We start from the raw sequence: 12,933 nt of genomic DNA on the forward strand, positions 1-12,933 counted from the left end.
GTAGGTTCCTCAGGCGCCGGGATCGACGTCATCCGAGCGCTCAACGCCGGAATACGAGAGCGCGCGGCGTGGTTGCCGCTGACATGGCTGAGAACACGAACGTCCCCACCGTGACCCTCCAGGCCGGCTCGGCGAGCATCGAGATGCCGCAGTTGGGCTTCGGTGTCTGGCAGGTCGAGAACGACGGCGCATCCGCCGCCGTGCAGGAAGCCCTGAAGGTCGGCTACCGCAGCATCGACACCGCCCGCATCTACGACAACGAAGAAGGCGTCGGGCAGGGCATCGCCGCCTCCGACGTGCCGCGCAGCGACATCTTCCTCACGACGAAGGTCTGGAACGACGACCAGGGGGCCGACTCGACGAAGAAGGCCTTCGACGCCTCCATCGAACGCCTCGGCGGCGAATCGATCCTGCCGCTCGACCTCTACCTCATCCACTGGCCCACGCCCGAGAAGGACACCTACGTCGACACCTTCAAGGCGATGCTCGAACTGCGCGACGCCGGCAAGATCCGCGCCGTCGGCGTCTGCAACTTCGAACCCGAGCACCTGCAGCGCCTCAAGGACGAGACCGGCGAGTTCCCCGCCATCAACCAGGTCGAACTGCACCCCAAGTTCCAGCAGAAGGCCGTCCGTGACTTCTGCGCCGACAACGGCATCGTCGTCGAAGCCTGGAGCCCCCTCGGCCAGGGCGGCGACATCCTCACCAACCCCGTGCTCGAAGGAATCGCCGAACGCGTCGGCAAGACCGTCGCGCAGGTCATCATCCGCTGGCACCTGCAGATCGGCAACGTCGTCATCCCCAAGTCCGTGACGCCCGCCCGCATCGCCGAGAACTTCGACGTCCTCGACTTCGAACTCACCGAAGACGACCTCCACGCCATCAGCGACCTCGACGACAAGGACGGCCGCATCGGCTCTCACCCGAACGACCTGAATTGATCGATGATGTGACGAAGCCCCGCGCGAGCAAGCTCGCGTGGGGCTTCGTCACATCATCGATCAAATGTTTTCTGCCGCATCTTCCGGCCAGGCCCTGGGGGCCTGTCTCGGTGCGACACGGGTTCGTTCCTGGTCGTGGTCACGTAAGCTGAGACCACATTCGAGCAGGCTGCGGGGAGGCAGACGAACCCATGGGTGAGATGTTCGCTGGACGCTACGAACTCATCGACCAGATCGGTGAGGGCGGCATGGGGTCCGTGTGGCGCGTCCACGACCACAAGTCGCGCCGTCTCGTCGCAGCGAAACTGCTGCGCCAGTCCGACGCCGGCTCGCTCCTGCGCTTCATGCGCGAGCAGGGCATGCGCATCGAGCACAACCACGTCGTCACCCCTCTCGGCTGGGCCGGCGAGGATGGCCGCGTCATCTTCACGATGCCCCTCATCGACGGTGGCTCGCTCAGCGAACTCGTCAAAGAGAACGGCGCCCTGCCCTACCCGCTGGTCGCCGAACTCATGCGCCAGATCCTCGACGGACTCGACGCCTGCCACAGCGCCGGCATCGTGCACCGCGACATCAAACCCGCTAACATCCTGCTCGAAGCGACCGGCATGGGCCGCCCCTCCGCGTGGATCACCGACTTCGGCATCGCCGTCAGCGTCGACGCGCCCCGCCTGACGAGCAACGAGATGGTTCTCGGCACACCGGGCTACATGTCGCCTGAGCAGGCCAAGGGCGACGATCCCGACCCCCGTCAGGATCTGTACTCCGCCGGAATGATGGGCCTGCACATGCTGACCGACATCAAACCCGGAGCGAGCATCCGTGTCCGCAAGGACGACGTGCCCCCGCGCCCCGAGGGTATCCCCGACTCGCTGTGGAACCTACTCGTCGCCCTCGCCGATCCCGTCGCCGACCGGCGGCCCGCCAACGCGCGCGACGCCCTTAGCTGGCTCATGCTCCCGGAGAACGCCTGGCAGGAATGGGCGGCCCGCCCGATCCCCGACCGCCTGCCCGAGATGACGACGTCAGGGGAGTTCGTCCGCCTCGAGGCAGGTGCGGCCGCCCGCGCCCTCGACGGCTTCACGGACTCCTCCGCGGCGCCCGCCACGGTCATCGACGGCGCAGCGGTGCGCCGTCGCCCCACCGTCAAGGCGTGGATCGCGGCTCCGGCCGCTCTGGCGGCGGCCATCGCGGCAGCGTTCGCGCTCTGGCAGCCGTGGGGCGCGGGCGACGGCGCGTACGACCCGCAGCTCGCCAACACCGGCGGCGTCTGCGCCTACGCCGACGCCGGCACGACCGCCCAGACGACGAGCGGCAAGACCCTCACCTGCACCGAGAAGGACGGCTCGTACTCCTGGCAGGGCTGACGCCGGCGAGGCGCTGACCTGCAGCCTCACGCGGCCAGAGCGAGCGTGTCTGACGGCGCCTGGCGAATGTCAGTGATTCTCGCGGCGTCGCAGCACGTACCCGAGCCCGACGACCGCGCCGATGCCGAGGACGAGAGCGCCGCCCCACAGCAGCGGGTTGGCCGACGACTTGCCGACGCCGCTGACGTTTCCCGGCTCGGGCTGCTGCACCGCCATCGACGGGCCCGCGTTCGGCGTCCCCGTGACGCGCACGGACAGGACACTGTCGAACTCCGAGGAATCCTGCAGCTTCGGCTTCGGCGTCGACGACGACGGCGTCACGTCGAGCACCACGTAGTACCAGCCCGGGTCGCTGTGCCACTGCAGTGCGTCCGAGCCGCTCGAGTCGACGTTCGCGTTGCCGTAGTCGATCGGCGCGGTGTAGACGCCGAGATCCTTCGAGCCCGAATCCGACGACGACTCGAACAGGTAACCCGACGACGTCCCGGCGCCCGACAGCGTCGCGGAGACGAGGGAGGGGTTGAACATCTGCATCGACAGGTTGAGATCCTGCGACGGGTTGTACGTCGTGCCGTTCTTCGGCGCCTGCCAGCCGAACGACATGCGCTGACCCCACGACAGATGCACGCGGAAGAACATGCGCCGGCCGATGGGCGTCTTCACCGTGTACCCGCCGGGACGCAGGATCGTGGCGCTGGCGAAACCGTCACCGGCCGTCGCCGTCGTGGACGCCTCGAGCGCCTGCGTCGTCATGTCGGGTACCTCCCCGGCCGGCACCTTGACGGTGCCGTTGACGCGGGGCGTGCGCTTCACGGCGATCTGCACGGGCATGGGCGTGGCGTTGTCGCCGTCGATGGTGCGCTTGATCTCGAGCCGATACGACGTCGCGGCCAGGCAGGCGTCAGCGCCCGAACCGAGCGATGACGACGTGCGCGCCGTCTTGGCCTCGTCGATGTCGACGTGCGTCGCGAGCAACCCGGGGGTGCCGCTGCTCGTCAGCGAATCCGAGTCGGAACCGCATGTCGTGGCGCCGTCCGCAGTCGTCAGCGTGAGCTGCAGGCCCTGCGAGCCGGAGTCGACGGACCACGCGTTGTCCTTCCAGCTCGCTGAGCCGTTGATGCTGACGCTGAGGCGCTCGCCCTCGCCGCGCTTGACCTCGACGTACCGTGACGACGCGTCGACGGGTAGCGTCGCGGAGTACAGCCCCGGCGCCAGCGGCGTGCCCTGGCCGGAGGCGAGGGACAACTCGACCAAGTGGCCGCCGGGAACGAATGTGTTCGTCGCGGCGTCCTCGCCGTACGCCGGTGCTGCCGCGAAGGCGGCCGCGCACGTCAGTGCCGTCAGCGATGCCGCGACGCGCGAGTTGCCCATCGTGTTCCTCCCCATGAGTTCGTGCGCTGACAGTGTCTCAGGTGATCAGGCGCACGGGGGCCGTAAGTGGCCTTTCGATGCGTCGCCCTGTGCCGGACGCGGTGCGGCCAGCTCTCGCCGTCAGGGGTTGACGACAGGGCGACGGATCAGAGTTTCCCCACGCGCCCGTGCGGTGGCCCCTGCTGACCGAGCCAGGTCAGGCTGCCATGTTCCACAGCTCGTGCCAGGCGACGCCGATCTCGGCGAGCATCTCGCGCAGCAGCGGCAGACCGAGGCCGACGACGGTGTGCGGGTCGCCCTCGATGCGTTCGACGTAGGCGCCCGCGAGGCCGTCGATCGTGAACGCGCCCGCCACCCACAGCGGTTCGCCGGTGGCGACGTAGGCGTCGATCTCCGCGTCGTCGAGGTCGGCGAAGTGGACGATCGTCGACGAGACGGCACCGAACGTCGCGCCGGTGCCCTCGACGCGGTCGTCGACGATCCAGTGACCGGTGTGCAGGGTGCCGCTGCGCCCCCGCATCGCGTGCCAGCGCGCGCGGGCGTCGGCGGCGTCCGCGGGCTTGCCGAGGATCGCACCGTCGAACTCGAGCACCGAGTCGCACCCCAGGATGATGCCGCCGTCCTCGATGAACGCGTCGGGCGTCTCGGCCGGAACCTCGTCCTGCGCGAGCACCGACGCGACGGCCTCGCACTTCGCGTTCGCGAGCAGCAGCGCCACGTCCTCGGCGGCGAGTTCGTCCGGCCCGTCGTGCTGCGCGCGGGCGGCGACCACGGCAGCGTCCTCGTCGAGGTCGGAGACGAGGACGAACGGTTCGATGCCGGCGCTGCGCAGGGTCGCGAGGCGGGCGGGGGACTTCGAGGCGAGCACGAGGACGGTCATGGGCTCAAGAATATCGGCGCGGTGAGGCGGGCCGGACGCCCGTCAGCCCGGCAGGTTGTCGACGAAGCACCAACGCCATTCCTCGCCCGCCTCGAACGAGCGCATGACGGGGTGACCGGTCGCGCGGAAATGCTTCGTCGCGTGTTGACCGGCGGAGGAGTCGCAGCAGCCGACGTACCCGCACTCGGTGCACATGCGCAGGTGCAGCCACGTCCGACCCTCCTCCAGGCAGCCCTGGCAGCCGTCGTGCGACTGGGGTGAGGCGTCGTCGCGCGCGGCCTTCTCCAGGTGTTCGCAGCCGCCTGACGAACCTCCGGCGTGAGCAGCGGGCCTGCATCGCGCAGCCCGGCGTCGCGCTCCTCGGCGGTGACGATCATCGACTCCTCGATGTCGAGCTGCATCATGATGCTGTCGATGACCTCGTGGTCGACGCGGCCCTCGTTACGCATCTCGAGCGCCTTCTCGCGTTCGGCGTCGATCATCTTCTGACGCAGGATGCGGTACTGCTGCGTCGGTCCCATCGTGTCGTTGTTGCCGAGCAGTTCCCACTGCAGGTTCGCGCGGCGCATGCCCTGCTTCTGCAGCGACTTGATGATTGCCTCGGGGGTGTCCGCCAGTTCCGGGTCGTCCGCGAGGGCCTTGCGCATCGCCGCCTCACCGGCATCGACGGAGGCCTGCATGACCTGGGCGCGCGCGAGGGCGTCCTCACGCGGGTCGGGCGCGCGTAGCTTCATGAGGTTGGCCACGCGGCCGAGGGTGAAGCCCTGGATGACGAGCGTGCCGATCGTCACGACGAGCGCGATGAAGACGAGCGACTCGCGGTGCGGCGTCTCGGGCGGCAGCAGGAACGCGGCGGCGAGCGTCACCACTCCGCGCATGCCCGCCCAGCCGGCGACGGCGCCCTCGCGCAGGCTGAGGGGGCGCGAATCCCAGCGCGAGACCTTGCCGAGCCAGGTCGCAGCGATGATGAACATCGGCCGCACGAGCATGACGGTGACGAGGACGGCGACCGCGTACAGGCTGGTGCGTTCGAGGCCGAGGTCCGACGTCTGGACCTGGTCGATGATCATCGACACCTGCAGGCCGATGAGCAGGAACACCATGTTCTCGAGCAGGAACTGGATCGAATTCCAGTTCATCCGCGATGCGACCCGCGCCTGCGCCGTGTTGTAGTACGGCGCCTTGAAGCCGAGCAGCACGCCGGTGACGACGACGGCGATGACACCAGACGCCTTGATCGCCTCCGCCGGGAGGTAGGCGACCCACGGCGTGATGATGCTGATCGCGACGCTCGTCACAGCGTCGCGGATGTGCTTCTGCACGAACTCCACGACGCAGAACGCGATGACACCGATGACGATGCCGCCGAGCGCCGCGATGACGAAGGCGAGGCCGGCCCTGCTCGCCGAGAACGACCCCGTCAGCGCGCTCACGGCGGTGCCGACGGTGACGAGGGCCGTCGCGTCGTTGAAGAGCGACTCGCCCTCGAGGACGGCGACGAGACGTCGCGGCAACCCGATGCGGCGGGCGACGGCGGTCGCGGCGACGGCGTCCGGGGGAGCGACGACACCGCCGAGCGCCATCGCGGCGGCGAACCCGACGGGCATGAGCCACCACGAGACGAGCCCGACGGCGAACGCCGTCACGAGGACGAGCAGGATCGACAGCTGGACGATCTGGAACACGTCGCGCTTGAGATCGATGATCGAGGTGCGGATCGCCGTCGCGTACAGCAGTGGCGGCAGGAACCCGAGCAGGATCACTTCGGAGTCGACGTGGACCTCGGGGACCTGCGGCAGGTACGACGCCACCGCGCCGATGGCGACGAGCAGCAGCGGCGCGGACAGGCCGACGCGGCGCGCGAGGACGGAGACACTGATCGTCGTCGCGACGAGCAGGAAGATGGGAAGAGCGATGTGCACGTCGACATTGTCGCGGATGGCGAGCGGATCCGCAGAATACGTCCGGCCGTCATGCGGGGCTCAGAGGGTGAGGTGACTCAGGGCAGCATCCACGACAGGGCGTGCGCCTGCAGGTAGACGAGCGTGCACAGCACGAGCAGCATGCCGAGCGACCACAGCACGACGGCGCGGAAGATCTTCGACTCCTTGCCCTGCAGGCCGACGGCTGTCGCCGCGATGGCCAGCGACTGTGGCGAGATCATCTTGCCGACGACTCCACCGGAGGTGTTGGCCGCCGTCATGAGGTGCGGGTCGAGCCCGGCCTTCTCCGCGGCCGTCTGCTGCAGCGTCGAGAACAGGGCGTTCGCCGAGGTGTCCGAGCCGGTGACGGCGGTGCCGACCCAGCCGAGCACGGGCGACAGGAACGCGAACCACGCGCCCAGCCCGGCGACGAACGTGCCGATCGCGATGGTCTGGCCGGAGAAGTTCATGACGTAGGCGAGCGCGAGCACCGACGCGATCGTCAGCGCCGAGAAGCGCATCGTGTAGAAGCAACGCCCGATCTCCTTGAACGCCTCACCCAGCGTGAGCGGGAAGCGGCCGCCGCCGTCACGCAGGGAGTAGACGATCGCGACCATGAGCCCGGTGAGGAACAGCAGCGTGCCCGGGCTCGACAGCCACTGCAGCGTGTAGACGGTCGAGGAGATCGACTTGCCCTTGGCGTTGACGAGCTCGCCGTTGAGGCCCGGCCAGGGAATCTTGGCGTCGGTGGCGCTGAGCTTCGCAGGGATGTCGACGCCCAGCTTCCACAGCTTCGCGATGCCGAACACGACGACGACGAGCAGATAGGGCAGCACGGCCATCCAGATGCGGGAGGCGCTGAGCGCCTCGGCGGGAACGGGCGGTTCGATGTCGAGGCTGCGACGCACGTCGTCGGCGCCCTTGGGCTTCCAGAAGCGCAGCAGGACGATGGCGGCCGCGAGCCCGACGAGCGAGGCGACGACGTCCGTCAACTCGTACGAGAAGTACGTCGAACACCACCACTGCGCGATCGCGAACGCGCCACCGGTGACGAGCGCCGCGGGCCACGCCTGGACGAGCCCGCGCTTGCCGTCGATGATCATCATGAGGAAGAAGGGAACGGCTATCGCGAAGAACGGTGCCTGGTGGCCGACGACGGCACCGATGTGCGCGGGGTCGAGGCCCGTCAGGTTGCCGGCGGTCGTGATCGGGATGGCGACGGCGCCGAACGCCACCGGCGCCGTGTTCGCGATGAGGCACACGACGGCCGTCTTGAGCGGCTTGAGCCCGAGGGCGAGCACCATCGTCGCCGTGATGGCGACCGGCGCGCCGAACCCGGCCAGGGCCTCGAGAAGGCCGCCGAAGCAGAACGCGATGAGCATGGCCTGGATGCGAATGTCGCCGCCGCCGATCGCGTCGAAGATCGAGCGCAGGTCGTTGAAGCGGCCCGAGATGACGGTGACCCGGTAGAACCACAGCGCCATGACGACGATCCACACGATCGGCACGAGACCGTAGACGGCGCCCTGTGTCGCCGACAGCAGGGCGAGGTGTGTCGGCATGCCGAACGCGACGACGGCGATGACGAGCGAGACGACGAGGCTCGCGAGGCCCGCGACGTAGGCACTGGCCTTGGCGATCAACAGCATCGCGAAGAACGTGAGGAGGGGCAACGAGCCCACGAGAGCGGACAGCGCCAGGCTGTCGCCGACGGCGTCGGGGGTCGCGGTGTAGGTGATCACGCGGACTCCTTGCGGGGGTGGGGAGGCTGGCTCAGCTTTGGTCGGACCATTATTGGTCAGACCAAACTGTACATGATGCAGGTCACATCGACGTGATGCAGCTCTCGTTGCGTCTCGGACGGGGAGGGTTGTGGCGCGGCCGGCGCGAGCATGACGAAGCCCGGCATCAGTGAGGACCGATGCCGGGCTCGACCGGGCGGCGAGTGGGTGAGCGACAGACTGCGTGCGGCGTCAGCCCCCGACGATGCGCGGCGCGCCGCGGTAGGCGCGCACGTGGTTCCACGCCGCGATCTGCGCGTATGCCTTGTGCTTCGGGTTGCGCTCCCCGTCGTACTTGAGCGGGTCGGCCCAGCGTCCGCGCTTGACGAGCGCCGCGGCGGCGTCGCGCTCTGCGCCCTTCGGCAGCAGACGCGCGATGGTTTGCGGCGGCAGGACGGTGTAGACGAGGTCGTCGGACGGCGCCGGCGCGGTGACGGGGGAGTTCTCGACGAGGTCGCTGACGAGCTGCTCGGCGACGTTCGCCCCCGAACCGGTGGCGTAGTAGCAGTTGCGTCCGTAGCGCGGGTTGACCTCGAAGAACTTGACGGAACCGTCACGCGGGTCGCGGATGGCGTCGAGGTTGGCGAAGCCGTGATAGTCGGCCGTCTCGAGGATGCGGCGCGAGGCTTCGACGACGTCGGGCATGTCCTGCACGACCTGGACGTCGGGGATGCCGAGGTAGGCCGGGCGCGGATCCTGCAGGAGCACCCGCGACGTGCGCGCCAGCGTGATCTCGCCGTTCTTCGCGCGGTACATCGTGACCGACAGGATCTCGTCGCCGGGGATGAGATCCTGCGCGAGCATCTCGCCGGTGAAGCCCGCGTCGACGAGGCGGGTGATGAGCGCGTCGAGCTCGTCGCGCGAGTCGACCTCGTACAGCTTCTTCTTGCCCGGCATCGACAAGGCGTTGTGCAGTGCCGAATCGGCGGGCTTGACGATGATCGGGTAAGGGAAGGTGACGTCGTCGGCGCTCGGGCGCCCGGTGGCGAAGTCGAGGACGACGGTGCCCGGCGTCGCGACGCCCGCCTCAGCGCAGACGGCGTTGAAGTGGTTCTTGTCGGAGATGCGCTCGAGCATCGCGGGGCTCTCGTGTGGCACGACGACGTTGGTGCCGAGCGTGTCGCGCTTCGCCGACAACGACTGCACGTAGCCGTCGTTGTTCGTCAGCGGAATGATCGTCAGATCGGGGTTCTCAGCGGCGATACGGCGGATCTCGGTGAGGACGAGGTCGTGGTCGTTGATCGCGGCGAACCCGAGTTCTCGCGTGTCGTGGAACAGCGTTGAGTCGGCCGTCGCGCCCGTCGTGAACGGGACGACGAGGACGCTCGTCAGGCCGTAACGCTCGTGGAACGCGCGCGCCAGGGCGTAGCCGGAGAGGGTGAAGTCGAGCACGACCGGCAGCACCGCGGGAGTGCCGCCCTGACCCGGCGTCGCACCGCGTTCGGGGCCGGCGACCTTCGCGGCGAGGGCGGTGGCGGCGGACGAGGCGGTGCGCATCGTCCGCGACGGCAGGCTGCGAACGGTGCTCGGACCCTTGCTGCGGGCGTCACGCACGAGGGCCTTGGCCTTCGTCGACGCACGGTACGCGGAGAGCACCTGCGGGCGCACGACGAGATCCCACGGGCCCGGGACGTCACGCGCGCCGTCCTTGCCGAACTTGAGCTTGAAACCGTCGAGCGAGCTAAGCGCGGGCGCGCGGTCGCTGCCCAGCCCCATGAAGTCGAACGTCGACGCGCCGCGGCTCTTCGCCGCGAGCATGCACTCCCAGACCATGCGGTTGGCAGCGAAGCTCTTGCGGGCGGCCGCGCTCGTAGCGGCGTAGAAGTAGCGCGCCTCGCCGTCATAGATGGTGACGAGCGCCCACGCGACGACGGCGCCGCCCGCAGAGGTGTCTCGCACCGTGTAGAGGCGGCAGATGTCGGGGCCGAGCTGGGAGAGCATGTTGAAGTAGAACTGCGCGGGACGCAGGTCGAAGTGGCCGCGTTCGGCGGTCTCGGTGAAGACGGGGAAGACCTGCTCGGCGAAGTCCTGTTCGCTGATGCCCGTCTCGTCGGTGAAGACCAGGGCGTCGTTCTTGAGCCCGTACCGCAGGTCACGGCGGCCGTTCTTCGACATCGACGCCATCAGCTCGTCCTCGCTGAGCGAGAGGTCGAGCACGAGCGTACGGTCGTAGAAGACCTCGGTGAGCGGCTCGGTGAGGTCGGGCGCCGCGTGCGTGGCGTGCAGGCGGACGAGTGCCGCCTTGGGGTGCTCGGCCTTGACGTACGCGGCCAGGGCGTCGCGCAGGGCACGCTCCTCAGCGGCGCTGGGCGCGGCGTGCGTCAGCCAGATCGGGGCGAACTTGCCCCACAGCTGCACGAGCGCGCGGCCGGCGAACTCCGTCAGGCTCAGTGCGGCGACGTGGGCGCCCGCGGCGTCGTGGACGAGCAGGTAGCGCCAGTGACGGCGGCCCGGCAGCGAATCGTCGTAGCGCGCCCACTCGGGCGACTGCTCGACGGGCACGCGCGCGCCCGCGTCGTGGATCGTCCGGACGAACTCGTCAGCGTCGACGGCGACGATCGAGTAGGGCGAGGTCGTGGCGAGGCTCGACTGGGTGGGCGACATGGTGGCGTAGCGCTCCGAACGTTGGGGACATCGGCTTGCCGCCAGCCTACCGGCGCCCCCGCTCCCACCCCGTCAGGCACGCATGGGGCCCGCCCCCATCTGCGATTCCCGTCCTCATCTGCGTTTTTCGTCCACATTCGCTCAGAGGCGCGAAGGTGGACGCGGTTCGCCGATGGGGGCGGGAATCGCATAGGTGGACGCGGTTCGCCGATGGGGAAACGAATCGCGAATGTGGATAGGAATCGCAGGTGGGTCAGGGGGCGAGGATGGCGTCGCGCAGGACGTCGAGGCCGACGCCGCCGATGTCGAGGGCGCGACGGTGGAAGGCCTTGAGGTCGAAGGCTGCGCCCTCGCGACGACGCGTCTCCTCGCGCAGCGACAGCCACAGGCGCTCGCCGATCGAGTACGACGGCGCCTGCCCCGGCCAGCCGAGGTAGCGGTCGAGCTCGAAGCGCAGGAAGCCCTCGGCCATGTCGGCGTGCGCCGACAGGAATGCCCACGCCTTGTCGTACGTCCAGGCGCCCCCACCAACCTCGGCGGGAGCCTCGAAACCGCAGTGCACGCCGATGTCGACGATGACGCGCGCGGCGCGCAGCGACTGCCCGTCGAGCATGCCGAGGCGGGTGGCGTCGTCCGTGTGGAAGCCGAGCTCGTCCATGAGGCGCTCGGCGTACAGGGCCCAGCCCTCCGCGTGCCCGGATGTCCACGACCCCATGCGGCGCCACCGGTTGAGCAGGCCCGAGCGGTACATCGTCTGCCCGATCTGCAGGTGATGGCCGGGGACGCCCTCGTGGTAGACGGTCGTCAGTTCGCGCCACGTGCCGAACCGTTCGACGCCCTTCGGCACCGCCCACCACATGCGTCCGGGGCGGGAGAAATCCTCGCTCGGGCCGGTGTAGTAGATGCCGCCCGAGGACGTGGGCGCGATCATGCACTCGATGCGACGCACCGGGTCGGGGATGTCGAAGTGCGTGTCCGCCAGAGCGCTGACGGCGGCGTCGGCGCTCGCCTGCATCCAGCCGCGCAGCGCGTCGGTGCCGTGCAGGGCGTACGCGTCGTCGGCGTCGAGGGCGGCCATCGCGCCCTTGACGCCGGCGCCGGGCGCGATGCGTTCGGCGAGGCGCGACATCTCGTCGGTGATGCGCGCGAGTTCGTCCTGACCCCAGCGGTAGGTCTCCTCGAGGTCGACTCGCGCGCCGAGGAACTCGCGGCTGTGCAGCGCGTACCGCTCACGCCCCACCCCGTCGTGCTCGGGCGCGCGCGGCAGCAGTTCGTCGCGCAGCCGCGCCCCTGCGTCGGCGTAGGCCCGCGCGGCGAGCGCGGCAGCCTCGCGCACCTCGTCCTGCACCGCGCTGGCATCGCCACCACCCTCGACGGCGGCGCGCTCGGCGAGCGAGAGGAAGTACCCGTCGCGTCCGCCGTGCTCGGCGCATTGCTCGCTGCAGCGTTCGATCTGGCGCTGCGCCGCAACGATGCCCTGCGACGCGGCGTGATCGAGCGACGCGAACCAGCCGTCGAGCGCCTCGGGGACGGCGCGCAGCCGGTGCGCGATCGTCTCCCAGTCCTCGTCGCTGTCGGTCGGCATGAGGTCGAAGGTGTCGCGCATCATCTGCAGCGGTGACGCGATGACGTTGAGGTCGGCGAGGTCGTAGCCGGCGTCGTGGATCTCCTCGGCGAGCTCGAGGCGCTCCTGCAGCGCGGCGAGCGTCACGGCGTCCACGTCGTCCTGCGCCGACGCGGTGCGCAGCGCCGACAACGTCGAGCGACGCAGATCGGACGCGGCCGCGTGGCCGTCGGGGGAGAAGTCGTCGAGCAGATGATCCTGGCCCGGGATGCCGAGCGCCGTTGCCTCGATCGGCGACAGCGCGACGGACGCGTCGAGGTAGCCGTCCGCGATCTCGTCGAGACGGGTCGTGGCGCGGGGCTCGCTCGAGGTGCTCATGTACCGATCCAACGCGACGCACGTCACAGCGCGCAAGTACATTGACGCCCATGACGACGCCGCCGATGAGTCCATCTCACGCCGATCCTGACGCCCGGCCCGCTGCGGCGGGTGCTGTGAAGGCA

8 protein-coding genes and 1 pseudogene are annotated in these 12,933 nt (G+C 69.3%); 2 read left to right on the forward strand and 7 right to left on the reverse strand.

The features are described 5' to 3' along the window. The first annotated feature begins 83 nt into the window (after nt 1-83). Together AX669_RS05075 and AX669_RS05080 are read left to right on the forward strand one after the other, a co-directional pair. Nucleotides 84-941, forward strand: coding sequence for an aldo/keto reductase (locus AX669_RS05075; protein WP_038569011.1), 858 nt, complete (start codon nt 84-86; stop codon nt 939-941). Nucleotides 942-1,132: 191 nt separating this feature from the next. Beyond that, on the forward strand, nt 1,133-2,308 hold the full coding sequence (locus AX669_RS05080) for a serine/threonine-protein kinase (RefSeq protein ID WP_062257028.1): 1,176 nt from the start codon (nt 1,133-1,135) through the stop codon (nt 2,306-2,308). A gap of 69 nt (nt 2,309-2,377) precedes the next feature. On the opposite strand, the gene AX669_RS05085 is transcribed toward AX669_RS05080, so the two are convergent. From AX669_RS05085 to AX669_RS05110, 7 genes and pseudogenes are all read right to left on the reverse strand, one after another. Then, nucleotides 2,378-3,679: a hypothetical protein gene (locus tag AX669_RS05085; protein ID WP_062257030.1), complete on the reverse strand. Its 1,302-nt coding sequence runs from the start codon at nt 3,677-3,679 to the stop codon at nt 2,378-2,380. A 196-nt stretch (nt 3,680-3,875) separates the two neighbouring features. Further along, nucleotides 3,876-4,559, reverse strand: coding sequence for a nucleoside triphosphate pyrophosphatase (locus AX669_RS05090; protein ID WP_062257032.1), 684 nt, complete (start codon nt 4,557-4,559; stop codon nt 3,876-3,878). A gap of 42 nt (nt 4,560-4,601) precedes the next feature. Further along, nucleotides 4,602-4,754, reverse strand: a complete 153-nt coding sequence (locus AX669_RS13855) for a UBP-type zinc finger domain-containing protein (protein ID WP_231729421.1) — start codon at nt 4,752-4,754, stop codon at nt 4,602-4,604. A gap of 236 nt (nt 4,755-4,990) precedes the next feature. Then, a pseudogene (locus AX669_RS05095) lies at nt 4,991-6,481 on the reverse strand (cation:proton antiporter); the annotation flags it as partial. Nucleotides 6,482-6,558: 77 nt separating this feature from the next. Beyond that, nucleotides 6,559-8,223 (reverse strand): L-lactate permease, encoded by a 1,665-nt coding sequence (locus AX669_RS05100; protein WP_062257034.1) that lies wholly within the window; start codon nt 8,221-8,223, stop codon nt 6,559-6,561. A 231-nt stretch (nt 8,224-8,454) separates the two neighbouring features. Beyond that, nucleotides 8,455-10,866, reverse strand: a complete 2,412-nt coding sequence (locus tag AX669_RS05105; RefSeq protein WP_062257035.1) for a GNAT family N-acetyltransferase — start codon at nt 10,864-10,866, stop codon at nt 8,455-8,457. A 253-nt stretch (nt 10,867-11,119) separates the two neighbouring features. Further along, the gene (locus tag AX669_RS05110) at nt 11,120-12,808 is read right to left on the reverse strand and encodes a DUF885 domain-containing protein (protein ID WP_062257037.1); all 1,689 of its coding nucleotides are present in this window, start codon (nt 12,806-12,808) and stop codon (nt 11,120-11,122) included. Nucleotides 12,809-12,933 lie beyond the last annotated feature (125 nt).

This window comes from Dermacoccus sp. CCH2-D9, assembly GCF_001556795.1.
Classification (GTDB): Bacteria; Actinomycetota; Actinomycetes; order Actinomycetales; family Dermatophilaceae; genus Dermacoccus; species Dermacoccus nishinomiyaensis.